This window comes from Sphaerisporangium sp. TRM90804 (assembly GCF_029846175.1).
Taxonomy (GTDB): Bacteria; Actinomycetota; Actinomycetes; order Streptosporangiales; family Streptosporangiaceae; genus Sphaerisporangium.
The window spans coordinates 269,357-293,259 of sequence record NZ_JARWAC010000015.1; the positions used below are offsets into that span (position 1 = coordinate 269,357).

The 23,903-nt window shown below is 71.4% G+C and carries 20 protein-coding genes; 10 read left to right on the plus strand and 10 right to left on the minus strand.

All coding sequences use genetic code 11. The annotated features are described in order from the left end of the window. Positions 1–26: 26 nt before the first annotated feature. Positions 27–2,627: an alpha-glucan family phosphorylase gene (glgP, locus tag PYR91_RS19800; protein ID WP_279781542.1), complete on the minus strand. Its 2,601-nt coding sequence runs from the start codon at positions 2,625–2,627 to the stop codon at positions 27–29. A gap of 458 nt (positions 2,628–3,085) precedes the next feature. Between glgP and PYR91_RS19805 the strand changes: the two genes are divergently transcribed. Genes PYR91_RS19805 through PYR91_RS19815 form a run of 3 tightly spaced genes read left to right on the plus strand, consistent with a single transcriptional unit; the run spans position 3,086 to position 8,303 of the window. Continuing rightward, entirely contained in the window at positions 3,086–5,113 is a 2,028-nt protein-coding gene (locus tag PYR91_RS19805) for an alpha-1,4-glucan--maltose-1-phosphate maltosyltransferase (RefSeq protein WP_279781543.1), read from the plus strand. A gap of 53 nt (positions 5,114–5,166) precedes the next feature. Further along, the gene (gene treS, locus PYR91_RS19810; protein WP_279781545.1) at positions 5,167–6,879 is read left to right on the plus strand and encodes a maltose alpha-D-glucosyltransferase; all 1,713 of its coding nucleotides are present in this window, start codon (positions 5,167–5,169) and stop codon (positions 6,877–6,879) included. Next, positions 6,876–8,303, plus strand: coding sequence for a phosphotransferase (locus PYR91_RS19815; RefSeq protein ID WP_279781547.1), 1,428 nt, complete (start codon positions 6,876–6,878; stop codon positions 8,301–8,303). The genes treS and PYR91_RS19815 overlap by 4 nt, the downstream gene beginning before the upstream one ends. 476 nt (positions 8,304–8,779) lie before the next feature. Here PYR91_RS19815 and PYR91_RS19820 read toward each other — a convergent pair whose 3' ends face one another. After that, positions 8,780–9,352 carry a DUF6506 family protein gene (locus PYR91_RS19820; protein WP_279781549.1) on the minus strand — a complete coding sequence of 191 codons (573 nt, stop codon included), beginning with the start codon at positions 9,350–9,352 and terminating at the stop codon, positions 8,780–8,782. Between the two features lie 266 nt (positions 9,353–9,618). Between PYR91_RS19820 and PYR91_RS19825 the strand changes: the two genes are divergently transcribed. The 3 genes from PYR91_RS19825 to PYR91_RS19835 all read left to right on the plus strand — a co-directional run bounded on the left by PYR91_RS19825 (position 9,619) and on the right by PYR91_RS19835 (position 14,217). Beyond that, the gene (locus PYR91_RS19825) at positions 9,619–10,089 is read left to right on the plus strand and encodes a hypothetical protein (RefSeq protein ID WP_279781551.1); all 471 of its coding nucleotides are present in this window, start codon (positions 9,619–9,621) and stop codon (positions 10,087–10,089) included. A gap of 135 nt (positions 10,090–10,224) precedes the next feature. Continuing rightward, positions 10,225–12,516, plus strand: coding sequence for a 1,4-alpha-glucan branching protein GlgB (glgB, locus tag PYR91_RS19830; protein ID WP_279781552.1), 2,292 nt, complete (start codon positions 10,225–10,227; stop codon positions 12,514–12,516). 9 nt (positions 12,517–12,525) lie between these two features. After that, positions 12,526–14,217: a S49 family peptidase gene (locus PYR91_RS19835; protein WP_279781553.1), complete on the plus strand. Its 1,692-nt coding sequence runs from the start codon at positions 12,526–12,528 to the stop codon at positions 14,215–14,217. Between the two features lie 51 nt (positions 14,218–14,268). Here PYR91_RS19835 and PYR91_RS19840 read toward each other — a convergent pair whose 3' ends face one another. Continuing rightward, positions 14,269–14,682 carry a cupin domain-containing protein gene (locus PYR91_RS19840; protein WP_279781554.1) on the minus strand — a complete coding sequence of 138 codons (414 nt, stop codon included), beginning with the start codon at positions 14,680–14,682 and terminating at the stop codon, positions 14,269–14,271. Positions 14,683–14,740: 58 nt separating this feature from the next. Between PYR91_RS19840 and PYR91_RS19845 the strand changes: the two genes are divergently transcribed. Continuing rightward, the gene (locus tag PYR91_RS19845; RefSeq protein ID WP_279781555.1) at positions 14,741–15,214 is read left to right on the plus strand and encodes a MarR family winged helix-turn-helix transcriptional regulator; all 474 of its coding nucleotides are present in this window, start codon (positions 14,741–14,743) and stop codon (positions 15,212–15,214) included. 47 nt (positions 15,215–15,261) lie between these two features. Here PYR91_RS19845 and PYR91_RS19850 read toward each other — a convergent pair whose 3' ends face one another. The 5 genes from PYR91_RS19850 to PYR91_RS19870 all read right to left on the minus strand — a co-directional run bounded on the left by PYR91_RS19850 (position 15,262) and on the right by PYR91_RS19870 (position 19,798). Beyond that, entirely contained in the window at positions 15,262–16,167 is a 906-nt protein-coding gene (locus tag PYR91_RS19850) for a maleylpyruvate isomerase N-terminal domain-containing protein (RefSeq protein WP_279781557.1), read from the minus strand. Positions 16,168–16,352: 185 nt separating this feature from the next. Next, positions 16,353–16,832, minus strand: coding sequence for a flavin reductase family protein (locus tag PYR91_RS19855; protein WP_279781558.1), 480 nt, complete (start codon positions 16,830–16,832; stop codon positions 16,353–16,355). Positions 16,833–16,990: 158 nt separating this feature from the next. After that, positions 16,991–17,734, minus strand: coding sequence for a 3-keto-5-aminohexanoate cleavage protein (locus tag PYR91_RS19860; RefSeq protein WP_279781559.1), 744 nt, complete (start codon positions 17,732–17,734; stop codon positions 16,991–16,993). 448 nt (positions 17,735–18,182) lie between these two features. Further along, positions 18,183–19,418, minus strand: coding sequence for an RNA polymerase sigma factor (locus PYR91_RS19865; protein WP_279781561.1), 1,236 nt, complete (start codon positions 19,416–19,418; stop codon positions 18,183–18,185). Between the two features lie 8 nt (positions 19,419–19,426). Beyond that, positions 19,427–19,798 (minus strand): YciI family protein, encoded by a 372-nt coding sequence (locus PYR91_RS19870; protein WP_279781563.1) that lies wholly within the window; start codon positions 19,796–19,798, stop codon positions 19,427–19,429. Positions 19,799–20,052: 254 nt separating this feature from the next. Here PYR91_RS19870 and PYR91_RS19875 point away from each other — a divergent pair, with 254 nt between their 5' ends. From PYR91_RS19875 to PYR91_RS19885, 3 genes are all read left to right on the plus strand, one after another. After that, positions 20,053–21,090, plus strand: coding sequence for a hypothetical protein (locus PYR91_RS19875; protein ID WP_279781565.1), 1,038 nt, complete (start codon positions 20,053–20,055; stop codon positions 21,088–21,090). Positions 21,091–21,207: 117 nt separating this feature from the next. Beyond that, complete coding sequence (locus PYR91_RS19880; RefSeq protein WP_279781566.1) at positions 21,208–21,498, plus strand: hypothetical protein; 291 nt, start codon at positions 21,208–21,210, stop codon at positions 21,496–21,498. 304 nt (positions 21,499–21,802) lie between these two features. Then, positions 21,803–22,108, plus strand: coding sequence for a hypothetical protein (locus tag PYR91_RS19885; protein WP_279781568.1), 306 nt, complete (start codon positions 21,803–21,805; stop codon positions 22,106–22,108). A 187-nt stretch (positions 22,109–22,295) separates the two neighbouring features. Here PYR91_RS19885 and PYR91_RS19890 read toward each other — a convergent pair whose 3' ends face one another. Together PYR91_RS19890 and PYR91_RS19895 are read right to left on the minus strand one after the other, a co-directional pair. Continuing rightward, positions 22,296–22,697 carry a RidA family protein gene (locus PYR91_RS19890; protein ID WP_279781570.1) on the minus strand — a complete coding sequence of 134 codons (402 nt, stop codon included), beginning with the start codon at positions 22,695–22,697 and terminating at the stop codon, positions 22,296–22,298. Positions 22,698–22,957: 260 nt separating this feature from the next. Beyond that, positions 22,958–23,872 carry an ABC transporter substrate-binding protein gene (locus PYR91_RS19895; RefSeq protein ID WP_279781572.1) on the minus strand — a complete coding sequence of 305 codons (915 nt, stop codon included), beginning with the start codon at positions 23,870–23,872 and terminating at the stop codon, positions 22,958–22,960. Positions 23,873–23,903 lie beyond the last annotated feature (31 nt).

Here is a 23,903-nt window from a genome sequence, read left to right on the forward strand (position 1 = left end):
AAGGCGCCGGCCGCCGCGGCCCGGGGCTACCGGAGGGTGCCGTTGGTCATTCCGACGGGCTCCTCGGGGAGCGTGAGCAGGCCCAGCTCGGCGGGCGAGGACATCAGCTCGTGCGAGGGCACCACGCGAACGGTGTATCCGAACGCGCCGGTGCGGTCGAGCGGCACGATGCCGGTGTAGACGGCCCGCCCGTCGTCGCCCACCGTGTCGACCGCGAGCGTGAGGTAGGAGGGCCCCACCAGCTCGTCGTGCAGCCCCACCTTGCCGTAGGCGGCCTGCACGCTGAGGTCGTCCGGCGACAGCTCGCCGAGCGCGATCGTGGCGCGCACCTCGACGGCCGCGCCGAGCTGCGGGGTGTCCCCGATGCCCGACGCCTCGATGTGCTCGACCCGCACCCCCGGCCACGCGCGGGTGACGCGCAGCTTCCAGGCCGCGAACTCGCGGGCGCGGGTGTGGTCGGCCTTGGACAGCTCGCGGGCCGAGCCCGCGGCCGGGGCGTAGAGGTCGACGACGTAGTCGCGGAGCATGCGGCCGGCCAGCACCTTCGGGCCGAGCGAGCTGAGGGTGTGCTTGACCATGTCGAGCCAGCGGCGCGGCAGGTCGCCGTTGCCCGCCCGGTCGTAGAAGCGGTCGGCGACCTCACGCTCGATGAGGTCGTACAGCGCGGTGGCCTCCAGGTCGTCACGGCGGTCGGGGTCCTCCACGCCGTCGGCGGTGGGGATGGCCCAGCCGTTGTTGCCGTCGTACCACTCGTCCCACCAGCCGTCCCTGATGGACAGGTTCAGGCCGCCGTTGAGCGCGGCCTTCATGCCGGAGGTGCCGCACGCCTCCAGCGGGCGCAGCGGGTTGTTCATCCAGACGTCGCAGCCCTGGACCATGAGCTGCCCGAGGTGCATGTCGTAGTCGGGCAGGAAGACGATGCGGTGCCGCACGTCCTCGCGGTCGGCGAACTTCACGATCTGCTGGATCAGTTTCTTGCCGCCCTCGTCGGCCGGGTGGGCCTTGCCGGCGATCACGATCTGCACGGGCTTGGCGGGGTCGAGCAGCAGCGACTTCAGCCGGTCGGGGTCCTTCAGCATCAGCGTGAGGCGCTTGTAGGACGGGACGCGGCGGGCGAAGCCGAACGTGAGCACGTTCGGGTCGAGGGCGTCGTCGATCCAGCCCAGCTCGGCGGTGGAGGCGCCGCGCGCCCGCCACGACTGGCGCAGCCGCTCGCGGGCCCCGTCCACCAGGGCCTGGCGCAGACGGCCGCGGATGCCCCAGATGTCCTCGTCGGAGAGCTTCTGGACCCCTTCCCAGCCCTGGGCCTTCTCGATCAGCGAGGGGAGCTCCTTGCCTGCGAGCTCCATGACCTCGCGCGCCACCCAGGTGGGGGCGTGCACGCCGTTGGTGATCGACCCGATGGGGACGTCGGCCAGGTCGAAGTTGGGCCACAGCCCCTGGAACATGCCGCGGCTGACCTCGCCGTGCAGCTCGGAGACGCCGTTGACCCGCTGGGCGAGCCGCATGCCCATGACGGCCATGTTGAAGATCGACCGGTCGCCGTCGCCGTCGCCCGGCTCGGCGCCGAGCGTGAGGATGCGCTCCACCGGCACGGTCGGCCAGGCGTTCTCGCCGCCGAACTGCCGTTCGATCATCTCGGACGGGAAGCGGTCGATGCCCGCGGGCACCGGCGTGTGGGTGGTGAAGACGGTGCCGGCGCGGACGGCCTCCAGCGCCTCGTCGAAGGACAGCCGGTGCTCGGTGAGCTCCCGGATGCGCTCCAGGCCGAGGAAGCCGGCGTGGCCTTCGTTGGTGTGGAAGACCTCGGGCTCGGCGTGGCCGGTGGCGCGGCAGTAGGCGCGCAGCGCCCGGACGCCGCCGATGCCGAGCAGCAGCTCCTGCATGAGGCGGTGGTCGGTGCCGCCGCCGTACAGCCGGTCGGTGACGTCGCGCGCGGCGGCGTCGTTCTCGGCCACGTCGGAGTCCAGCAGCAGCAGCGGGACGCGGCCCACCTGGGCCACCCAGATCTGTGCGTGCAGCGCGCGGCCGCCTGGCAGCGCGATGGCGACGCGGGCGGGGCTGCCGTCCTGCTCCTTGAGCAGGCTGAGCGGCAGGCCGCCGGGGTCGAGGCTGGGATAGTGCTCCTGCTGCCAGCCCTCGGCCGACAGCGACTGGCTGAAGTAGCCGTGGCGGTAGAGCAGGCCGACGCCGAGGATGGGCACGCCGAGGTCGCTGGCGGCCTTCAGGTGGTCGCCGGCGAGGATGCCGAGGCCGCCGGAGTACTGCGGCAGGGCGGCGGCGATGCCGTACTCGGGGGAGAAGTAGCCGATGGCGGCGGGGGCGTCGGGCAGCGTCTGGTACCAGCGGGGCGCGGTCATGTACTCGCGTAGGTCGTCCGCGGCGTCTGCCAGCCTGCGGAGGAACCTGCGATCGCGTGCCAGCTCGGCCAGCCTGTCACCCTCCACCGCTCCAAGCAGCGCGACCGGGTCGTGCCCGACGCGCTCCCAGGTCTCGGGATCCACCTCTGCGAAGACATCCATGGTCTCCGGATGCCAGGACCAGCGCAGATTGTGGACGAGCTCGCCGAGCGCGGCCAGCTCCAGGGGAAGGACGGTGCGGACGGTGAACCTGCGGATTGCTCTCACGAGGCCAGACCCTAGTTACTCAGCGCCACGACGCGCGACCGAAACACCCTTGAGTACATGTCAGATGTCATGCGATTCGCTCTCACCACTACCAAATCAGCTCAAACATCACTAAAGCGGACCAGCAACCGTGACCTCAAATTGATCATGTAACGGTTCCGCTCACAGGGCAACTGTCGGCGATGAAAGGTCTCCGCAGTACCCCTAACTTCCCTCGATCAGGCTTGAAGAGGGACGATGGGGGCAGTCCCATGTAGGTACCTCACGATCGACTTGCCGCCCAGGTGACGACGACCGTCGCTCCGGGGCGCTCGAAAACCACCCTAGGGTGTGTAGTAGTACAACCGCGCCCGCCCGCACGCCGGCCACCGTGCCGGGTTCTACTTGAAAGCAAAGATCGCTTCCTGCCCTCACAATCCCCGGCGGCGCCCGGTGCGTCGCCGCTACCTTGAGACGCGATGATCGGACGAATCCCAATACAGGACATTCACCCTGTTGTCGAGTGTGGACAGTGGCCCGCCAAGGCTGCGGCGGGCGAGACCTTCGAGATCTCCGCCACCGTGTTCCGCGAGGGACACGACGCGGTGGCGGCGGGGGTCGTCTTGATCGACCCCGCCGGGGCCCGCGGGCCGCTTCTGCCCATGCGCGAGGTGGCGCCCGGCACCGACCGCTGGGCGGTCGACGTGTCGCTGCCCACGGAGGGCGACTGGCAGTTCCGCGTGGAGGCGTGGAGCGACCCGGTCGGCACGTGGCTGCACGACGCCGAGATCAAGATCCCCCGCGGCATGGACGTCGACCTCATGTGCGAGGAGGGCGCGCGCCTGTACGAGCGCGCCGCCAAGGCGGTGCGGCAGGTCGGCTGCCCCGAGTGTCAGCACCGCGCGGCGCTGCTGACCGTCGCCCAGCGCCTGCGCGACGACGACTACGACCCCCGGGCGCGCCTGGCCGCGGCCGAGCTTCCCGCCACGGCCGCCGCGCTGGCGGCGCACCCCCTGCGCGACCTGGTCACCCGCTCGCCGCGGTACCGCGTCACGGTCGACCGCCGGCGCGCGCTGTTCGGGTCCTGGTACGAGTTCTTCCCCCGCTCCGAGGGCGCGGTGGTCGAGGAGGGCGTGCCGCCGACCTCGGGCAACTTCCGCACCGCCGCCGAGCGGCTGCCGGCCGTGGCCGGCATGGGCTTCGACGTCGTCTACCTGCCGCCGGTCCACCCCATCGGCGAGACGTTCCGCAAGGGGCGCAACAACACCCTGAGCCCTGGCGACGACGATCCCGGCTCCCCGTGGGCGATCGGCTCGCAGGACGGCGGGCACGACGCGCTGCACCCCGATCTCGGCACGTTCGACGACTTCGACGCCTTCGTGCGGCGGGCCCGCGAGCTGGGCCTGGAGGTCGCGCTCGACCTGGCCCTGCAGTGCTCCCCCGACCACCCCTGGGTCAAGGAGCACCCGGAGTGGTTCACGATCAGGGCCGACGGCTCGATCGCCTACGCCGAGAACCCGCCCAAGAAGTACCAGGACATCTACCCGATGAACTTCGACCGCGACCCCGAGGGCGTCTACGCCGAGGTCGCGCGCGTCGTCCGTCACTGGATGTCCCACGGGGTGCGCGTCTTCCGGGTCGACAACCCGCACACCAAGCCGGTCGGGTTCTGGGAGCGGCTGCTCGCCGACGTCAAGAAGACCGACCCCGACGTGATCTTCCTGTCGGAGGCCTTCACCCGCCCGCCGATGATGCGCGGGCTGGCCAAGGTCGGCTTCCACCAGTCGTACACCTACTTCACGTGGAAGAACTCCAAGTCCGACCTGGAGGGCTACCTCGGGGAGCTCTCGCACGAGACTTCGCATTACCTGCGTCCGAATCTTTTCGTCAACACTCCGGACATTCTTCACGAATACCTCCAGCACGGCGGAATGCCCGCGTTCAAGATCCGGGCCGTCCTGGCGGCCATGGCCTCTCCGGCGTGGGGTGTTTACGCGGGCTACGAACTCGGCGAGAACACCGCCGTGCGTCCGGGCAGCGAAGAGTACCTGCACAGCGAGAAATACGAGTTCCGGCCGCGCGACTGGGCGGCGGCCGAGCGCGAGGGCCGGAGCCTGGCGCCTTTCATAACTTCCCTGAATTTGTTCCGAAGAGCACACCCCGCGGTTCAGGAACTGCGTAATCTACGGTTCCACGAAGTCGACCACCCCGACATCATCTGCTTCTCCAAGCGGCTGCCGGGCGCCTATGACGCTTCCTCACGACGGCACGGCATAGGCGACGTTGTATTGGTCGTCGTCAATCTGGATCCGCACAACACCCACGAGGCCACGGTCCGGCTCGACATGCCCGGCCTCGGCCTCGACTGGAGCTCGGAGTTCCTCGTGGACGACGAGCTCACCGGCGAGACGTACCAATGGCGCCAGTCCAACTACGTGCGGCTCGATCCGTTTGTCCATCCAGCACACATCCTCACACTGCGAACGACGCCGTCCGCCCAGGCCTGAGAGCTCTGGCGAGAACGACGAACGTGAGCATGAGCACAGCGGGGAGTCCACAGGTGAGCTCGACGCCTCAGCCCGTCCCGGACACTTTCACACACGAGAAGCCACGCGACCCTCGCTGGTACAAACGCGCGGTCTTCTACGAGGTCCTCATTCGAGGATTCTCGGATTCCAACGGGGACGGAACCGGAGACATCCGCGGTCTCATCGGCAAGCTGGATTATCTCCAGTGGCTCGGCGTCGACTGCCTGTGGCTCCTGCCGCTCTACGAGTCGCCCCTCAAAGACGGCGGATACGACATCTCCGACTTCATGAAGATTCTTCCTGATTTCGGAGACCTCGGGGACTTCATCACCCTGGTCGACGAGGCGCACAAGCGGGGAATGCGCGTCGTCGCCGACCTCGTCATGAACCACACCAGCGACCAGCACCCGTGGTTCCAGGCCTCGCGGCACGACCCCACGGGCCCGTTCGGCGACTTCTACGTCTGGTCCGACAGCAACGAGGGCTACAGCGACGCCCGCATCATCTTCATCGACACCGAGACCTCGAACTGGACGTACGACCCGGTGCGCGGCCAGTACTACTGGCACCGGTTCTTCCACCACCAGCCCGACCTCAACTACGAGAACCCCGACGTCCAGGACGCCATGCTGGAGGTCCTGCGCTTCTGGCTCGACCTCGGCATCGACGGCTTCCGCATGGACGCCATCCCCTACCTGTTCGAGCAGGAGGGCACCAACTGCGAGAACCTCCCGCAGACCCACGCCTACCTCAAGCGGGTCCGCACCGAGGTCGACCGCCTCTACCCCGACCGCGTGCTGCTCGCCGAGGCCAACCAGTGGCCCGCCGACGTCGTCGAGTACTTCGGCGACACCGTCAGCGGCGGCGACGAGTGCCACATGGCGTTCCACTTCCCGCTGATGCCGCGCATCTTCATGGCCGTGCGCCGCGAGACCCGCTACCCGATCTCCGAGATCATGGCCCAGACGCCGAAGATCCCCGAGAACTGCCAGTGGGGCATCTTCCTGCGCAACCACGACGAGCTGACGCTCGAGATGGTGACCGACGAAGAGCGCGACTACATGTACGCCGAGTACGCCAAAGACCCGCGCATGCGGGCCAACGTCGGCATCCGCCGCCGCCTGGCCCCGCTGCTGGAGAACGACCGCAACCAGATCGAGCTGTTCACCGCACTGCTGATGAGCCTTCCGGGCAGCCCGGTGCTGTACTACGGCGACGAGATCGGCATGGGCGACAACATCTGGCTGGGCGACCGCGACGGCGTGCGCACCCCGATGCAGTGGACGCCCGACCGCAACGCCGGCTTCTCCGACTGCGACCCCGGCCGCCTGTACCTGCCGGTCATCATGGACCCGATCTACGGGTTCCAGGCGCTCAACGTCGAGGCGCAGCAGCGCAACCCGGGCTCGCTCCTGCACTTCACCCGCAAGATGATCGAGATCCGCAAGCGGCACCCGGTCTTCGGGCTCGGGGAGTTCACCGAGCTGAACTCCTCCAACCCCAGCGTGCTGGCGTTCGTCCGCGAGCTGGGCGACGACCGCGTGCTGTGCGTCAACAACCTGTCGCGCTTTCCGCAGCCCGTCGAGCTTGATCTGCGGAGGTTCGAGGACGTCACGCCGGTGGAGTGCACGGGAGGGGTGCCATTTCCACCGATCGGCGAACTTCCGTATCTTTTGACGCTCCCGGGGCATGGGTTCTACTGGTTCACCCTTCCGCCCACGAGCTCAGCAACCGAGGAGACGTGAGACATTCTCTCGAAGAGCTGCTTGCCGGCTGGATCACCCGTCAGCGGTGGTTCGCCGGCAAGGGCCGTGCGATAACCGGCCTGACCGTCGAGGCGGACACCCCGCTTCCCCTTCGTGGTCCTGCAGAAGCCTTCCACAGCGATGTGGAGGGTTCCTCCAGGACCACGGAAGGCCTCTCCGGGCCCGAGGCCACACGGGGCGCCACGGTGCGCCACATGGTCATCACCGTCCGTCAGGGCACCCGGACCGACCGCTACCAGCTCCTGCTGGGCTTCCGGCGTGAGCTGCCGCACCGGCTGAAGCACGTGGCCATCGGTGAGACGTCCGAGGGCGTGGTCTACGACGCCCTGCACGACGCCGACGTGACCGGCCTGCTGCTGTCGTCCATCGCCCACGACGCCGACATCGGCCCGCTGCGGTTCCGCCACATGCCGGGCGTGGAGATGGACACCTCGCCGCGCAGCCTCGTGCTGGGCGCCGAGCAGTCCAACACCTCGCTGGTGTTCGGCGACGCCTACATCTGCAAGCTGTTCCGCAAGATCGTCCCGGGGGTCAACCCCGAGGTCGAGGTGGTGTCCGCGCTCGCGCGGCGCGGCTCGCGCAACATCGCCAAGCCGTACGGCTGGTTCGAGACCGACCTCGACGGCCAGGCCACCACCCTGGGGTTCACGCAGGAGTTCCTGCCCACCGCCAGCGACGGCTGGGCCCTGGCGCTCACCAGCGTGCGCGACCTTTACGGCTCGGAGCCCGGGCTGACCGCCGCCGACGCCGGCGGCGACTTCACCGCCGAGTCGCACCGCCTCGGCGTGGCCACCGCCCACCTGCACGAGGAGCTGGCCGCCGCCTTCCCCACGAGCACGGTCGAGCCGCCCGAGGTCAAGCGCATGGTCGAGGGCTTCCGGCGCCGGCTGGAGGCCGCCGTCGCCGAGGTCCCCAAGCTGGCGGACCACGCCGCGGTCGCCTACGAGGCGTTCGACCGGCTGGACGCCGTCGGGCGCCCCGTCACCGTGCAGCGGGTCCACGGCGACTTCCACCTCGGCCAGGTGATGCGCACGCCCAGCGAGTGGGTCGTGCTCGACTTCGAGGGGGAGCCCGGCCAGCCGCTCGACGAGCGCCGCGCCCTGGACTCCCCGCTCAGGGACGTCGCCGGCATGCTGCGGTCGTTCGACTACGCGGCCCGTCACCTGCTGTTCGACCACCACCAGGCCGACACCCTCGTCGCCAGGGCCGCCGAATGGGCCGAGCGCAACCGCGCGGCCTTCCTCGCCGGCTACTCGGCCGGCGGCGGCCGAGTATCCGGCGACGACGCCGTCCTCCTGCGCGCCCTGGAGCTCAGCAAGGCGGCCTACGAGGTCGTCTACGAGGCCCGCAACCGCCCCGCCTGGCTCCCCATCCCCCTGGCCGCCTTCACCCCGGCCCCCTGACCCACCCCCGCGTCCCCTCCCCGAAACGGCGCCTCCGGCACAGCCTCCCCAAGCGCGCCCCGCACCCTGCCCCCACCGCCGCGCAAGCACCCACCAAGCAACCGAACCCCTCCCACGCGCACGGCACACCCCCTGCTCCCCCCGCTACCTCTCCCAGCGCCGAGACGACGTACGGCGAAGGCGCCGCCGTACGTCGCGCGACCTTCCCCCCCGTCAGAGGTGGGGGCGCATAACGAACACCTCCCACGCGCAAGGCACACCCCCCCGCTACCCCTCCCGGCGCCGAGACAACGTACGGCGAAGACGGCGCCGCCGTACGCCGAGCAACCCATCTCACCCGTCAGAGGTGAGGGCGCATAACGAACACCTCCCACGCGCACGGCACACCCCCCGCTCCCCCCGCTACCCCTCCCGGCGCCGAGACGGCGGGACGACGTACGGCGAAGACGGCGCCGCCGTACGCCGCGCAACCCATCTCACCCGTCAGGGGTGAGGGCGTACGTCGCCAGGCCTACGGGGATCCGGGCGTCGACGGCCTCGACGACCCTGGCGGCGCCTGCGGGAGTGAAGCCGCCGTACAGCTCGATGAGTTGGACGTCCTCCTGTGCCAGGAGGTCCGCGACGGCCTTGGGTGCGGCGGACTCGTCCGGGACGGCCACGAACAGGGCGCGCCCGCCCTCGTGCTCGCGAACCGTGTGGCCGATCGCCGGGTCGGCGCCGGCCGTTATGAACAGGAAGGCGGCCGTCATCGGCTCGCCGGCCTCGGCGCGGGCCTTGTAGGCGGCCACGCTGGTCAGCGACTCCATGCCGAACAGCACCAGCCCGACCGGCACCTCGCCGTCGATCGCCTCCAGCACCGGCGCCCCGGCCAGCGGGCCGAAGGCCCCGCACAGCTCGATCGACCGGACGCCGTCCGCGACCAGGCTGAGCGCGGCGCGCGCGGCGGCGTCGCCGTCGGCCACCCCCAGGATCGTCATGCGGTCGGCGCCTTCGACATGGACGACCGGCTCCATCTGATCAAGCGTGATGATCGCTCTGTGGCTTCCCACGGTCGGCTTCCCTTCTGTGAGCACGTGTCCGGATGCTCGTACCGATCCTTCCAGGGTGCCCCCGCTTACGATCTTCTGCGCATTCGCTCACTCGACCCGGCCCGAAATCAACCCGCCCGAGATCAACCGGCCCTGGATCAACCGGCCAAGGCGGCGCGGCTGCCACGGCCGCCGCCACCGTGAGGCGTTCGGGTGCGCGCCCGTCGCTCGGCTACCATGCGTAGCAGTACGGGGACGCTGCGTGAGAGCTGGTGGCGAGGGTGGCAGTGAGACGGCTCGCGAGGGCGTTCACGGGCGCGGGCACCTCTTCCCTCGCCGTGGGGCTGGGCATCGGGCTGACCGTCGGGGTGGGGCTCGGGCTGGCCGTGGGGCCGGTGTGGCCGGGCGAGGGGTCGCGTACGGGCGGGGCCTGGAGCGCGTCCGCGCAGCCCTCCCCCAGCGGCCCGCCGGCGCCGAGCCCGGCCCCGGCCCGGTGGGAGGAGGCGTACGCCACCGAGATCCTGCTGGCGCACCCGACACTCGGCGGGCTCGTCCGCGAGACCTACGCCGAGACGGCGGGCCGGCGGCTGTCCTCCCCCGGCGACCTCCGCGTGCACACGCTGATCTTCCGGCGGCACGGCTGCGAGGCGCACCGCTGCCTGCAACTGTTCATCCGCTTCCCCGGCGGCACCTGGCTCGACGTCGGCCGGGTGATCGCCGACCTGACCGTCGGAGAGATCCGCGTCCTGCCGTGGTGAGGCGGCCGCGGCGGGCGCGCGCAGCACATTCCGCAGTACATGCTGTGATACGTCCGACAACGTGGGATGCGGCCGCGATCTGGGGCAGGGTTAGCTCGTACACGAAGCACATCGCGAAGGAGCGGTAGCGATCCGATGAACGCGGACCTCGACCTCGACCTGAACCGGCTCGCGGGCGGCGCGCACCACGATCCGCACGCCCTCCTGGGAGCGCACCCCTCCCCCGAAGGCCTCACCGTCCGGGCGCTCAAACCCTTGGCCGAGAAGGTCGAGCTGGTGCTCGAGGACTCCGTCCACGAGATGAGCCACCAGGCGTACGGCGTGTTCGCCGTGACGCTCCCGGGTGTGGACAAGGTCTCGGCCTACCGCCTGCGCACCACCTACGGCGCCGGGGCCCCGCAGGAGTCCGGCGACCCCTACCGGCACTGGCCCACCCTCGGCGAGATCGACCTGCACCTGATCAGCGAGGGACGCCACGAGCGCCTCTGGGAGGTCCTGGGCGCGCGGGTCATCCGCCACGACGACGAGGAGGGCACGGCGTTCGCCGTCTGGGCGCCGAACGCGCGCGGCGTGCGTGTGGAGGGGGGCTTCAACCACTGGAACGGCGCCGCCCACCCCATGCGGTCGCTGGGCCGCTCGGGGGTGTGGGAGCTGTTCGTCCCGGGCGTCGGCGCGGGCGAGCACTACAAGTTCTCCGTCCTCGGCGCCGACTCCGTCTGGCGGTCCAAGGCCGACCCGATGGCGCGCCGCACCGAGGAGCCCCCGGCCACCGCCTCCATCGTCGACTCCTCCGCCTACACCTGGAACGACGACGCGTGGATGCGCGAGCGGCCCTCGCGCGACGCCACCCGCGGGCCGATGACCGCCTACGAGGTGCACCTGGCGTCCTGGCGCCCCGGCCTGTCCTACGACGAGCTGGCCACCCAGCTCGTCGACTACGTGCGCGACATGGGCTTCTCGCACGTGGAGCTGCTCCCGGTGGCCGAGCACCCGTTCGGCGGGTCCTGGGGTTACCAGGTCACCTCCTACTACGCGCCGACCTCCCGGTTCGGCACCCCCGACCAGTTCCGCCACCTGGTCGACCGGCTGCACCAGGCCGGCATCGGCGTCCTGCTCGACTGGGTGCCCGCCCACTTCCCCCGCGACGAGTGGGCGCTGGCCAGGTTCGACGGCACGCCGCTGTACGAGCACCCCGACCCCCAGCGCGGCGAGCACACCGAGTGGGGCACCTACATCTTCGACTTCGGCCGGCGCGAGGTGCGCAACTTCCTGGTGGCCAACGCCGTCTACTGGCTCAAGGAGTTCCACATCGACGGGCTGCGCGTGGACGCGGTCGCCTCGATGCTCTACCTCGACTACTCCCGCCGTGAAGGCGAGTGGACGCCCAACGAGTACGGCGGACGCGAGAACCTCGACGCGGTGGAGTTCCTCAAGGAGATGAACACGGTCGTCTACCGTGAGGCCCCCGGCATCGTCACGATCGCCGAGGAGTCCACCGCGTGGCCGGGGGTCACGCGGCCCGTACACCTGGGCGGCCTGGGGTTCGGGTTCAAGTGGAACATGGGCTGGATGCACGACACCCTGGCCTACCTGCACCACGAGCCGGTGTTCCGCCAGTATCACCACCACCAGATGACGTTCTCGCTGATGTACGCCTACTCGGAGAACTTCGTGCTGCCGCTGTCGCACGACGAGGTGGTGCACGGCAAGGGGTCGCTGCTGGGCAAGATGCCCGGCGACGAGTGGCAGCGCTTCGCCAACCTCAGGACGCTGTTCGCCTTCATGTGGGCGCACCCCGGCAAGAAGCTGCTGTTCATGGGCGGTGAGTTCGGCCAGGGCCTCGAATGGTCCGAGGAGCGCGGCCTCGACTGGTGGATGCTCGACTTCGAGTCGCACAAGGGCGTCCAGCGGCTGGTGCGCGACCTCAACCGCGTGTACGGCGAGACGCCCGCGCTCTACTCGCTCGACCACAACCCCAAGGGTTTTCAGTGGATCGACGCCGACGACGCGCAGGGCAACGTGTTCTCCTTCGTGCGCCACGGCGACGACGGCTCGATGGTGGCCTGCGTGGCGAACTTCTCCGGGCAGACGCACGACGCGTACGTCCTCGGCCTGCCCGCCGGGGGCCGGTGGGACGAGGTGGTCAACACCGACGCCTACGACTACTCCGGCAGCGGGGTGGGCAACCTGGGCGCCGTGGAGGCCGTCGAGCGGCCGTGGCACGGCCTGCCGTACTCCGCCAGCCTTCGCGTGCCGCCCCTGGGCGCGCTGTGGCTGCGGCGGCCCGCACCGGCGCCGCCGAAGGAGGCCCCGCGGGACGCCGTGGCGGCCCCCGCGCCCGAATCCGCCTCCCCGCCCCCGCCTTCGGACACCGGCGGTGCGAAGACCACCGGAAGCGGCACGCCCGTTCGCCGGATCGTCGCCTAGGGTGGCGCTATGGACGCGACGAAGGCGATCATCGACACTGTCGAACGGTTCCGGCAACGGCGCACGGCTCAGCTCATCCTCGAGCTCGACCTCACCGAGGGTCTGACCGAGGGGCCGCCGTCCGATCCGCTGAGCGCCGTCCTGTCCATGCGGAAGACCCGCCTGGCCGACGTGCTCGACGGGCTGCGCCGCGCGCGCGGCGACTCGCGGGTGAAGGCGCTGATCGTGAAGATCGGCGGCCGCCCGATCGGGCTCGCCGCGGTGCAGGAGCTGCGGGCGGCGGTGGTCGAGCTCCGGGCCGCGGGCAAGCTCACCGTGGCGTTCGGCGAGACGTTCGGCGAGTTCGGCGCGGGCACCGTGCCCTACTACCTGGCCAGCGCGTTCGAGCGCGTGCTGCTCCAGCCGTCCGGCGACGTCGGGCTCACCGGCATCTCCCTTGAGCAGCGCTTCCTGAAGAACGCGCTGGTCAAGGCCGGGGTCGACTACCAGGTGGGGCAGCGGCACGAGTACAAGACCGCCGCCAACACCTTCACCCAGGACCACATGACCGAGGCGCATCGCGAGTCGATGGCCCGCATCGCCGAGTCGGTCATCGAGCAGGTCGTCGCGGGCGTCGCCGAAGGGCGGGGCCTGGCGCCCGAGCGGGTGCGCGAGCTCATCGACAAGGGCCCGTTCATCGGGCAGGAGGCCGTCGACGCCGGGCTGGTCGATCGGCTGGCCTACCGCGACGAGGTGTACGACGAGGTCCGCGGCGAGGACGACCTGCTGCTGTACGTCGGGCGGTACGCCAAGGGGCCGATCGCCGGCAAGCTGCACAAGCCGGGCGAGCGGGTGGTCGCGCTGATCCACGGCCACGGCATGATCCGCCTCGGCCGCAGCGGGCGCAGCCCGCTCGGCGGCGGCGGCGCCATGGGGTCCGACACCATCTGCGCCGCCTTCCGCGCGGCCCGCCGCGACGACAGCGTCCAGGCGATCGTGTTCCGCGTCGACAGCCCCGGCGGCTCCTACGTGGCCTCCGACGCCGTCTGGCGCGAGGTCGTGCTGGCCCGCAAGGCCGGCAAGCCCGTGATCATCTCGATGGGCGACCTCGCCGCGTCCGGCGGCTACTTCGTCTCCATGGCCGCCGACGTGATCGTGGCCCAGCCCGGCACGCTGACCGGCTCCATCGGCGTGTTCGGCGGCAAGCCGGCGCTCGGCGAGCTGCTCGGCCGCATCGGGGTCACCTCCGACGCGGTGGACATCGGCGCCAACTCCGGCATGTTCTCCACCAACCGCTCGTGGTCCGAGCCGCAGTGGGAGCGGGTCAACGCCTGGCTCGACCGCATCTACGACGACTTCGTGGGCAAGGTCGCCGAGGGCCGGGGCATCGACCGCGAGCGGGCGCACGAGCTGGCGCGCGGTCGTGTCTGGACGGGCGCCGACGCCCACGCCCGCGGCCTGGTCGACGAGCTCGGCGGCCTGGAGGACGCGGTCGCCCTGGCCCGTAAGCGGGTCGGCCTGCCCGCCGACGCCCCCGTGCGCACCTTCCCTCGCCTGCACCCGCTCGAACGCCTGCGTCCCGCCGAGTCCAGTGACGACCGCGCCGCCGCGCTCACCCGGGTCAGCCTGGAGGCCTGGGGCCCGCTGACCCAGGCCGCCGCCCACCTCGGCCTGCCCCAGTACGGCCCCCTGATGCTGCCGGGCTGGTGGACCATCCGCTGACGACGCCCGGGCGGCCCGGCGCCGCCGGGCGGGCGCCCGCCCGGGGCGTCCCTAGACCACCCAGGCGGGGACGAGCTTGTCGCCGTCCCTGACGGCGCACTCCGGCGCGACGTCGATCGGCCCGGCCACCGCGTACGCCCGGCCGCCGGCCGGGGCCGCGACGATCGCGCCGAGGCCGGTCTGCGGATCGCTGCGCAGCCGCCGCCGGGCGTCCGCGGGCATGACGACGGTGTCGCCGGGGCCGACGGTGAAGGTCTCGCCGCCGAGTTCGACGGTCGCCCCTCCCGACAGGACGGTCCACACCTGGTCGACGTCGAAGGCGTGCGGCGGCCCGGCCTGGCCCGGGCGCATGTCGACGCCCCACACCGACAGCGTCGCACCGCCCTGCGTGGGCGAGGCGAGCGTGGTCATCACGGCGTTGGGCGTCTCGGTCCTGCGGTTCTGCTGGTGACGGATGACAGGCACGGGAGGTCTCCTACAATGGACAACATGGTTGTCTATATGGTTAACCGGGTTGTCCGTCGTGTCAACTGATCCGCCCGGTTTCGAGCTGCCGCTCCGGCTGTTCATGGGCTTCCGCGTCCTCATCGACGAGCTGCACGCCGAGCTGGCCCGCCAGGGCCACCCCGACATGCGGCCGATGCACGGTTTCGTGCTCCAGGCCATCGGCACCCAGGGGATCACGGCGGCCGAGCTGGGCCGCAGGCTCGGGGTGTCGAAGCAGGCCGCCGGCAAGACGATCGACACGATCGAGCGCATCGGCTACGTCGAGCGCGGCACCGACCCGCACGACGCGCGCCGCAAGGTCGTCCGGCTCACCGAACGCGGCTTCGACTGCCTGGCCAGGTCGGCCCGCATCTTCGACGACCTGCGTGCCGCCTGGGCCGCGACCCTGGGTGAGGACCGCCTCCGCGCCCTGGAGGCCGACCTTCGCACCATGACCCCGTCCGACGTGTTCCGCATCGACGTCCCCGGCTGGTTCGGCGGCTACCAGTGAGCGAACCGAACCGTGCGGGCCGGAGTCGGCGACCGGGGTCCCCGCGCTCAGGCGGGGCCGGACGCGGGCTGCGGAAGCGGCCGCGCGCGGGCCCGCGCGTTGGCGGGCAGGCGCACGGTGCGCAGGAAGACGGGCAGGAGCCAGGGGCGGCGGCCCCAGACGACCAGCTTGCCGGTGAGGGCGGCGCGGGGCTTGCTCACCCGGCCGAACAGCATCAGGTTGAGGGTCGCCGGGTCGAAGCCCACGTGCGCGTCCACGCCCGGGCCGGGGTCCTCGACCCACACCCGGCCGCCGCGCAGCACCAGGGTGGCCGGGGCGGTGTGCCGGGAGTGGAACCGCACGGCGACGCGCCGGTCGCGGGCGGGCTGGCCGTGGTCCAGCAGGTGGCCGACGTCGTGGCGCATCATGCCGACCAGGAAGAGGTCGAAGAACAGGGCGGCCTCGTGCGGCGGCATCGGCCACGGGGCCCGGGCGGCGCGGGCGATGTCCCAGCCGTGCACCAGCAACTCGTTGACCAGGTGGGCGAGCACGCCGGCCAGCGGCACCCGGGAGTCGCCGAGCCAGGTGATCGGCAGGGCCGGGTCGAGGTTCTCGGTGGCGCGCAGCACCTCGCCGATGTGGGCGCGCAGCAGCTCGGCCAGCACCCGGGGGTCGCGCTCGGGGAACTGCTCCATGGCCAGCTCGTTCAGCGCGGCGACGCCGTCCACGGTCACGGCCGAGATGGGCCCCGCGAGGCCCGGGAACGGGCTGGGGGTGTCGTCGCCCCGCGCGACGGCGGTGTACAGCCAGGCGATGGCGGTCACGTGCGCGGCCGACTCGGCGATCGTCCACTCCCGCGTCGCCATGGCGTCCGGGTAGGGCGCGTCGCCGACCATCGCGGCGAACCGCTCCCCGGCGTCCCTGAGTGCCCGGCGCACCGTGTCCCACCGAGCGTGCTCGATCGATCCGGCCATGTTCCCTCCACCGGTCCGTCCCGCCCCGCCGGGCCCACGGCCGCGACCGCCGGCCGCCACGGGAGGCTCCCGCCCCCGTCAGCGGGCGCACGCCGGGATCCGGCCACGCTAACGCCCTCACCAGGCGCCCGGCTTCTCCTGCCTTGCGCTCCCCGGACACAGGCGGCCCCGCGCCGGAGGGACGGCTACGCGACCGGACGGTAGCGGCCGCGCAACCGCGCCAGCGGCGGCAGGGACGGGTCGACGTAGTCGACGTCGAGGACCTGCGCGAGGAACAGGGTGTGGTCGCCCCCGGGGATGACGCGGATGGTCTCGGCCTCCAGCGCCGCGACGCCGCCGCCGATGATGAACGCCTCGGTGCGCGGGCCCCGGTGGTGCGGCGTGCCGGCCAGCAGCAGGCGGGCGCTGGGGCGTCCCGGAGTGGCGAACCGGCTGGCCATCACCGCCTGGCCGCCGGACAGCAGGCTCGCCGCCCACCGGTCCTGCCGCAGCAGCACCTCGCAGAGGTAGCCGGAGGAGGCGAGGCTGAGCAGCACCATCGGAGGGTCCGCGGACAGAGACGTGAACGTGGTGACCGTCGTGCCGATGTCGTCGCGCTCGTCGCGCACCGTGACGACGACCACGCCCGCGACAAGCTGCCGCATCGCCTCCGTGAACTGGTTCATGGTCCCCACTCCTACCACTGTTCGCCGCACGGCCCATTCCGCATCGAGCCACACAAGCCCGTCAGGGGCAACCCGCGAGCCCGTTCACCCGGCCCGGCCGCAGCCGGCCACCGTGGACGGACGGACGGACGAACCGGCGCCGGAACCCGCACGACCGTTCACCTCCCCCGGCCACCGGCCGCCATGGCCAGGCGGACGAGGCCGGCGTTGCCCGGGGCCCGCCGCCCGTCCGGGGTGAGCAGGGTGTCCTCCAGGCCGATCCTGGTCGCCAGGCCCAGCCGGGCGGCCTCGGCGATGAGCGGCCAGGTCGCGGTGCCCTCGCCGTGCAGGAGGCGCTCGCCGGGCAGGGCCAGGTCGTCCAGCTTGTGGAGGATCGCGGCGGCGCGGGGCAGCGCCTCGTCCGGCGGCGGGTCGATCACCTCCACGAGGATCCGCAGAACCCGGTCGGCCAGGCCCGACTCCGCGAGCGCGACGGCGTCCTCGGGCGACCACACGCCCGCCTCGACGGCGACGCCGGCCTCCAGCAGCGTGCGGGCCAGGTCGTGGAAGCCCGGCTCCGACAGGTTCACCGACGCGAAGCCGGGACGGGCGTCCTCCGGCAGCCGGGCCCAGGCCCCGACCGCCTCCCTGCGGCGCACGACGTCCCCGCCGGTGATCCACAACCCGGTCGAGACCCCCACCGGAAGCCCCGGCGACGCGGCGCGAACGGCCGCCACCACGGCGCCGACGTCCTCGGCGGCCAGGGACTCGCGCCCACCGGAGTCCCGCGGGTGGACGTGCACGGCCCCCGCCCCGGCCGCACGCACGGCGACGGCGTCGGCGGCCGCCTCCTCGGGCGTCAGGGGCAGAAGCGGATGCTCGCCGGGCCTCCGACTGCCGTTGAGACACGCTTTCAGCAGCATCCGGGCACGCTACCGCTTCGCGACCCCACCCGGGAGGCCTCCCGCGCCGGGCATGCCACAGGTGCTCGACCTGGTCGGCCCGCGCCTCGCCGCCACCGGTGAGTTCCGCGATGTCGGCACGTCCGCCGGAGGGGGCGGCATGCCGAAGGCATGGCTGAGCGCGCCGGCCGCACCGCCGCCCGGCGGCTGCCACGCGTGCAGTCTCGGCGATCGGAGCTGGTCGAGAAGGTCGGCGACGGGTAGCGAAGCGTCCCGCGCGGCCACGGTGCCGGAAAGCACGGTGAAGTCGCCGCCGGCCGCGGCCCGCGGAGAAGATGATCGCCGCCGAGACGCGCCCCGTGCGGGTGGGGCGAGTGCGGGTGGGGCGAATATCGGGCGGTGGTCGAGCAGGCCGAGGCGGTGGCCGGAGCCCCCGCCCGGCCACAGGCCCCCCGGGGAAATCGGCCGCTCAGGTGATCGCGTCGAGGCTCTCACGGCGACGGCGCAGGAAGGCCTGCTCGGCGGCGTTGCCGGTGCGGGCGATCGCGGCGTCGTACGCGCGCGCCGCCTCGGCGGTGCGGTGCAGGCGGCGCAGGAGGTCGGCGCGTACGGCGTGGAACAGGTGGTGGGCGTCGAGGTCGAGGGCGTCGACGAGGGCGAGCGCCGCGTCCGGCCCCTCGACCTCGGCGACCGCGACCGCGCGGTTGAGCGCCACGACCGGGGTCGGGGTGAACACGAGGAGCTGGTCGTACAACCGCAGGATCTGCGACCAGTCGGTGGCGGCCGGGTGCGGCGCGTCGCTGTGCACGGCGTTGATCGCCGCCTGGATCTGGTACGGGCCCGGCCGGTCGCGCCGCAGGCAGGCCCTGACCAGCGCCTGGCCTTCGGCGATTAGCGCGCGGTCCCAGCGTCGCCGGTCCTGCTCGGGCAGCGGCACGAGGCCGCCGTCCGGGGTGGTGCGGGCGGCCCGGCGCGACTCGGTGAGCAGCATGAGGGCGAGCAGCCCGATAGCCTCCGGCTCGTCGGGCATGAGCTCGGTCAGCAGCCTGCCGAGACGGATCGCCTCCGCGCACAGGTCCTCGCGGACGAGCCGGTCGCCCGAGCTGGCCGTGTAGCCCTCGTTGAAGACCAGGTAGACGACGGCCAGGACGGAGCGCAGCCGGTCGGGCAGGTCGGCGTCCCGGGGGACCCGGTACGGGATCCCGGCGTCGCGGATCTTTCCCTTGGCCCGGACCAGCCGCTGCGCCATGGTCGGCTCGGGCACCAGGAAGGCGTGCGCGATCTCGGCGGTGGTGAGCCCGCCCAGCAGCCGCAGCGTCAGGGCGACCCGCGCGCCGGTGCCGAGCGCCGGGTGACAGCAGGTGAAGATCAGGCGCAGGCGCTCGTCGTGCACGGGGCCCTCCTCGGCCGGTCCGCTGTCGTCCCCGCGGGCGTGCAACAGGGCCGCCTGGGCGTGCCGGTCGTCGCGAGACGCCTCCCGGCGAAGGCGGTCGATCGCCCGGTTGCGGGCGGTCGTGATGATCCACCCCGCGGGGCTCGGCGGCAGCCCGGCGGACGGCCACCGCCGCACCGCCTCGGTGAACGCGTCCTGGACCGCCTCTTCGGCGATGTCGATGTCGCCGAAGACGCGGACCAGGACGGCCACCGCGCGCCCGTACTCCCGCCGGAACACCCGCTCGACCTCGGAGGTGGACGAGTCAGACACGCGGCACGTCAGCCTTGCGGGGCGTCACAGCTCTCCGACCCGTCCTCCAGCGGCCTGACCTCGATCGGCAGGGTGACCGCCCGAGCGAGCTTGCCGCCCCATTCGAGCGCCGAGTCCAGGTCGGGCGCCTGGATGACCGTGAACCCGCCGACGTGCTCCTTGCCCTCCAGGTACGGCCCGTCGGTGGTGAGCACGTCCCCGTCCTTGACCTGGAGCACGGTCGCCGTGCTCGGCGCGTGCAGCCCGCCGTTGAACACCCACACCCCGGCCGCCCGCATCTCCTGCCCCACCGCGGCCACATCGCGCATGATCGGCTCCAGCACCTCGGGCGGCGGCGCCTCACCGTCCGGCTGGTAAATGCTGAGCAGGTACTGCTTCACACGAGCCTCCTCACAACCCCACCGGCACCCTGCCGGCCTCACCCTCTACACGAACGCCCTCCCCCCGAATCGACACCGACCACCCGCCAACCTCAGTCAACCCCCACCACGCCCGCAGACGCCAAGCGACCGGCCGCGACGCCGACGGGAACGGTTCCACGCGCCGGCCTACTCGTGCCGGCTGCGAGCAGCGTGTCCGAGGAAGCGCTGAGAACGGTTCGGGACACGTTCCCGGCGGGTGACATGCTCCGTGAATGATCCACGAATCAGTGGGCGTGAGCGCACGGTGGAGCGCTGTGCGCAGGATCGCGGGCTACAGCGCCGCGTCGACGTTGTCCCTCTATCTGGTCGTCAAGGCGATCTGGATCGTCGCGTTACTCTCGGGCAACGGGTCGCCGGAGATCAGGACCGACACGGCCGACTGGGTGGTGCTCAACGCGGTCACCGTGGGGATGTCGCTGATCGGTGTCGTCCTGGGGCTGGCGCTGGCCCAGCCATGGGGCCGCCGCCTCCCCGCGGCCGCGTTGATCTTCGTCGCCTGGGCGGGGGTGGGTTTCCTCATTCCCATGCTGCCGTACATGCTGGTGACCGCCGTTCTGGGCGCGGCCGGAGCCGGTACCGGTACCGGTACCGAAGCCACCAGTGCGGAAGGCGGCGTGGTGATGCACGACTGGGACACGGCCCTCATCTCCATCGGATTCGCCGGAATGGCGATGGGGCTGGCGGTCGGCCTTCCGATCTACATGTGGGAGCGCTGGCCGCATGCCTTCGTCGGCCGTCTCGATGACGCCTCGCCCGCTGCGGCTCTGCCCCGTTCACCGTGGAACCTGCACATGGTACGAACCACCATGGTGGTCGCATGCGCACTGGGGATCCTGTGGCTGTACTGGGCGGTCGGCGGGACACTCGGCCTGGACCCCGCCCGCCTCGACCCCATGGACCTGAACGGACGGCTGCTGAGCGGCAACTCGGCTATCTGGGCGTTCATCGGCGCCTGGAGCGTACGGCTGATCGCCGGCCGTCGGTCGGCCTCACGGTTGCCGTTCTGGATTCCCATGGCATTGGCGTTCACCGCGTCGGGATCGCTGTTCGCATGGAGCGGCTGGAAACTTACCATGACGCTGCTGCGGCCAGGTGGCTACGTCCCGGCGGAAGATCTGGTCGTGGCGGTGGTCCAGCACGCGGCGGCCATCGGCGCCGGTCTCGCCATCATGGCCGTGCTCGTGCAGGGCTACCGTGCACGTGCGCTCATGCATTCCTCAGGACTGCCCGGCCCTCTGCCCCAAGCCTGAGCCGCGCCGTCGCACCATGCGCGGACGCGAAGTGGCCACCATTGGACACAGGGGGTTGCTGATCAATCACTCGGGAACGCAGGCGTGGCATGCCACAAACCGCCGCGAAAGGACGCCATGCCCTCCCTCCGCGCCCCCCTCACCCGAACCGCCGTCGTGCTCGGCCTGCTCGCCGCGCCACTGATCGCCCCTGCCGCGGCGCACGCGGACGCTTCCTACACCTGCAGCAGCGGGTACGCGATCCTGTCACCCATCCCGATACTCGGCCCCTACGAGATCAACGCCACCGGCTGCACCGGCTCCGGCGGCTACGAGCCGGGAGTCATCACCATCCCCTCCGGCACCTACGACTGCGGCCGGGTGTGGCTGCTCCCCAACGGGCTCCTCAGAGGCATCCAGTGTGAGTGAAAACGGGCACGGCACACGACGAGGGGTGCTGGAGTCGCGCCAGGGGTCGGGACGTTCATCCGGCGACGGCCGCCGGTGCGGCGGGTCTCGATGGATCGGTACCGGGCCGACGCTGGATCGCAGGCCAGGCCTCAGACCTCCTTCACGGCGGATCAGGGAATCACCTGGAGCCGGTACGGGCTGGACAGGCCTTCCAGTGGATCGAGGCCGATGAGCGCCTGGCGAGGTTGTTCGGGGTCGAGATCTGTGCCGGGGTCCTGGAGAGACGGTTCGTCTTCTATGCCGACGGCGCCCCGGGTCAGATGTGTCCCGCTCCTGTCTGCTTCGAGCCGACGTCGAGGACACACCCGTCGCGGATCCCGGCAACGAGCCCTGGCCCGGCGGCAACATCGCGCAGTTGCGCGCGCTCGGCCTCCACGTCGACGACATCGTCGAGGAGACGGCCGCACGCATGCCGACACCCGAGGAAGCCGCGCTTCTGGACATCGGGGCGGGTGCCGGTGTTCGTGATCACGCGGCGGATGTACGCGAACGGCAGGGTGGTGGAGGTGCCGACCCGATCGCGGTTCCGGGCGATCGCGCCGTGCGGGTCGACCGGATCGTCCTGTAGTCCCGCGCCGGGCCGGGGAGCACGAGGGGCGGGAGGCCCCTCGCCGGGTTCTTGGGGGCTTGCCCCCAAGAAGACACAGCCCCTCGCTCTGACGCGCGGAGCGCGGCTGGGCGAGGGACCATGCCGTGGACTGGGCGTCTCCACTCCTCGTTGTGAGGTCGTCGGAGGTTCGTCCTCGGCCGGGAGGTCAGGCGGGCGGGGCCGCTATGGCTTCTATCTCCAGGAGGATGTCGGGGCGGAAGAGGCCGGCCACCTGGATGAGTGTGCTGGTGGGTGGGTTGTCCACGTTGACGAACTCGTCTCGCACGGCGCGGAGGGCGGGAAGGGCCGAGGTGTCGACGACGTAGATGTTGAGCTTGATCACGTCGGCCCAGGTGGCGCCGCCGGCTTCCAGGGCGGCTCCGAGGTTCTGATACGCCTGACGGGCCTGGGCCTCCCAGTCGCCCGCCGGTGCCACGGTGCCGTCGGGGGCGATGGGAACCTGGCCTGCCGTCCAGACGAGCCTGGTGCCGGGCGGGACGCTGGCGACGTGGCTGTATCCGGGGGTGGGGTGCAGCGTCGCGGGGGTGGCGAAATCGATGTGCGTCATGGTGACCCTTCTGGATGCGGCGCGGCCGGAAACATCGGGAGCACATGAGACTGTGCCATGTCGGACGGGCCGCCCGCCGCCCACGGCGGCCCTGTACCCGTGATCGCCTCCAGCACCTCGGGCAGCGGCGCGTCACACCGCCGGGAGCGGGCGCGGGCATGGTGAGGGCCACCCCGGGGGCCTCGCTTGGGCGGGGCGGGCGGGGTGGCCCTTGGTTGGTCGGCGGCTTGCCGCCTCACCTGCCGGGGGCAGGTGGTGGGTCAGGCCAGGCCGTTCTGGGTGAGCCAGTCCTTCGCGACGGCGGGCGGGTCGTCCTTGTCGACGGCCACGCGCTTCATCAGGTCGGTCAGTGTGGCGGTGTCGAGCTTGGCGGAGACCGCGTTGAGGGTGGTGCGGACGGTGTCGTTGACGCCGGCCTTGTTGACCAGCGGCGTGACGTTCTGGGCGCTGAAGACGTTCTTGGGGTCCTGCAGCGGCACCAGGCCGTTGATGAGGATCTTGGGGTCGGTGGTGAACACGTTGCCCACCTGGACGGTGCCGCTCTTGATGGCGTCCGCGGTGGTCTCGCCGGTGGGCTTCCACTCCTTGAACGTCAGGCCGTACACGTCCTTGAACTGCGCCTCACGGCGCTTCTTGAACTCCGGCGGGCCGCCGACCACGAAGTCCTTGGAGACCTTCGCCAGGTCCTCGATCGTGGTGAGGCTGTTCTTGGTGGCGGTCTCCTTGGAGACCGTCAGGGAGTCCTTGTCCTCCGCCGGGGAGGATTCGAGGATCTCCAGCTCAGGCGGCAGCTTGGAGGCCAGCGCGCTGTTGACCTCCTCGGTGCTCGCGACGGTGCTGGAGGGGTCGATGAAGCTCAGCAGGCCGCCGTTGTACTCGGGAAGCACCGTCAGCGCGCCCCCCTTGACCTGGTCGTAGATGACCTCGCGGCTGCCGATGTTGAACTTCTCCTCCACCTGCACGCCCTTGGCGCTGAGCGCCTGGGAGTAGATGGACGCGAGCAGGACGTTCTCCGGGAAGTTCGCGGAGCCGATGACGACCTTGCCGCCCGCCGAGGAGCCGGTGGTGGCCGGGGCCGCGGTGGTCTCGCTGAGCGGGTCCCCGCCGCCGCCGCACGCGCCCAGGGTGAGCGCGGCGGTCAGGGCGACCGCCGCGGTGGTGAATATTCGCCTCATGGAATTCCCTTTCAGAACGAACGGTATTGAA